The organism is Streptomyces sp. NPDC060209, assembly GCF_042728155.1.
In the GTDB taxonomy this organism is placed as follows: Bacteria; Actinomycetota; Actinomycetes; order Streptomycetales; family Streptomycetaceae; genus Streptomyces.
The window spans coordinates 1-2149 of the sequence record NZ_JBHWZS010000548.1; the positions used below are offsets into that span (position 1 = coordinate 1).

Below are 2149 nucleotides of genomic sequence, written 5' to 3' on the forward strand. Positions count from 1 at the left end.
GCCTACCACCAGGGATCGGCTTCGCCGATCCCCTGACGGCGTTTCACGCCGTCGAGGGCTCCGCTTCGCGGAGCCTGACCGCCGTTTCACGGCGGTTGTGGGGGTTTCTCGGGCCGCTTCGCGGCCTCTGACCTGGGCTTTTGCCGCTTCGCGGCTAGGCTGGCTAGGAGGGGTGGGGGTGGCCTTGTCGGTTCCGTTTCCCTCGAACTTGGTTTCTATTTCCCTCACCTCCCTTTATCGAATTTCTTTAGGTTCCCCACCATAAGGCTTACGCAATTCTTTGTCAAGTGTAGTGGTCGCCTCTTTATTGAGTGCCCTTTCCGAGTAATTCGCTGGCTTTATGAGAATACCTTAGCCCCCTTTTTCTAAACGGCCGTAGGCCGTTTTCCTCTGCCCCGCAGGGGCGGGCCCCGGCGCGAAGCGCCTTAAAGGGGCCCACCGCGATAGCGGCGGCCCGATAGGGCCGGGTCTTTTCCGCCCCGTGGCCGAAGGCCACTTAGGGGGGCGGGTTTCCTTTCGGGCCCGCGAAGCGGGACCAGGCCGCCCGTGGCCGAAGGCCACATAGAGGCGGCCCAGCCCGAAGGGCTGTCGATTGGCCGCGCATTTAGGCATGGAAAAAGGGTGACCATTCACCGGTCACCCTTTTTCTGTTGCCTAGTCGTTACCTAGGCCGTTCTGTCAGTCCGTCATGTGGTCGAGCCAGTCGGCGGGTTCCATCCCGTCGAGGGTCGGCCGGTCCTCGTCCCACTTGAAGTCACCGGGCGAGAGCTCGACCCCTGCGGCCTTGGCCCTTTCGATGTAGGGCTCGATTTCCTCGGCCCGCTCCTCGTCGAGCTCGGCCTCAAAGTGCATGAGGCCCGCGTCGATGACGAGTTCAGGGGCGCAGCCGTTGAGGCGGGCGAGGTGGAACAGGTCGGCGAGGAGGTCGCCGCCCAATTCCCTGAGAACGTCGTCGCCCACGTCGAGGGTGCCGTCAACGTAGTTTTGCCCGGTCTCCTTGCCGAACGCTTCCAGGGCCGTGAGTGCCCAGTGCGCGCGGGTCCTGTTGGCCTCGGCGGCACCGTCCGCGTAAAGGTCCGTCATTTCTCTGCCTTTCACTTGCCGTAGACGGTGATTGCGGCGCGGACCTTTTCCGCGTCGAGGCATCCGGGGTGCCGAAATGCCGAGGGCGGGTTTCCATTGCGCCCGCGCAAGTGGGACCAATAGCGGGGGCCCTGCCATCCGCAGAGTTCGCAACGGACGAACCACGGGTTATCCGCACCCGGGTAACCGCCGAGCGGAGTCCAAAGGAATTCCGCGAGTCCGGCCATTGCCTTATGCGCGGCCTCGGTGTTTCGGGGCGTTGCGGGCATTCGAGGGTGCAGGAGCGGCACCGGGCCGACCAATTCGCGCGGCGTAGCGGCCTCGTCCTCGTTCTCGTCCTGCGGCGTGATCTGCCGCAGGTCGTACATTGCGACGAGGTACCCGGCGGCGAGTTCCTTTCCTGCGCTTCCGGCAGCAACTCGGATTTCTTCCGAGTGTCCCGCCGGGACGGCGTACCAAGCGCCGTGCCAACGGTAAATGCGGCCGATGTGCAGTCCGTCGAGGCGGACGGGGTATCGGCATTCCTGGTCCGGAGTGCCGAGCTGGAATCGGAATCCGTTGCTCACTTGGTGCTCTCCATTTCAGGGATGCGGAGACCGGCGTTCATGGCGTCGAGGACGTCGGCGACGGCCCACTCAAAGGCGTTGAGGATGCTCGCCTCGAAATAGGAGTCGAGGGGCTCGTCGAGGTACTCGTCGAGGTACTCGTGAAGCCGTTCGCGGGCCTCGGTGGGGTCCTGCACCTTGCCGAGGGTTCCGGTCTCATCGACGACCCAGACCTCGAACCCGTCGAGGTCGATATCGCGGCGGTCGAGGAGGTTGCCGCATTCGGGGCACCCGAACAGGCCGTCGGGCCGAATGCGGTAGGCCGAGAGGCCGCCGCAATGCGGGCATGAAAGTGGGGTCACTGAAAGCGCCTTTCGCGTTGTGCTTCCGGGGCGTGACCCAGGAGGCCGCACGGCGCGACGCGTGCTTGTCGGCCCGGTGCGCGCCGAAGGCGCAGGGCCGACAACCCTTTTGCCGGTGCGCGCCGAAGGCGCAGGCAAAAGGCTTCGGGCTCGCCAGGG

Annotated in this window: 3 protein-coding genes; all 3 read right to left on the reverse strand. The window is 65.0% G+C overall.

The annotated features are described in order from the left end of the window. Positions 1-678: 678 nt before the first annotated feature. The 3 genes from ACFWFI_RS42440 to ACFWFI_RS42450 are packed head-to-tail and all read right to left on the reverse strand — an operon-like array spanning position 679 to position 1990. On the reverse strand, positions 679-1083 hold the full coding sequence (locus tag ACFWFI_RS42440) for a hypothetical protein (protein WP_387401267.1): 405 nt from the start codon (positions 1081-1083) through the stop codon (positions 679-681). Positions 1084-1094: 11 nt separating this feature from the next. Next, on the reverse strand, positions 1095-1649 hold the full coding sequence (locus tag ACFWFI_RS42445; protein ID WP_387401269.1) for a hypothetical protein: 555 nt from the start codon (positions 1647-1649) through the stop codon (positions 1095-1097). Further along, positions 1646-1990 (reverse strand): transposase, encoded by a 345-nt coding sequence (locus ACFWFI_RS42450; protein WP_384818334.1) that lies wholly within the window; start codon positions 1988-1990, stop codon positions 1646-1648. The genes ACFWFI_RS42445 and ACFWFI_RS42450 overlap by 4 nt, the downstream gene beginning before the upstream one ends. Between the last annotated feature and the right edge of the window lie 159 nt (positions 1991-2149).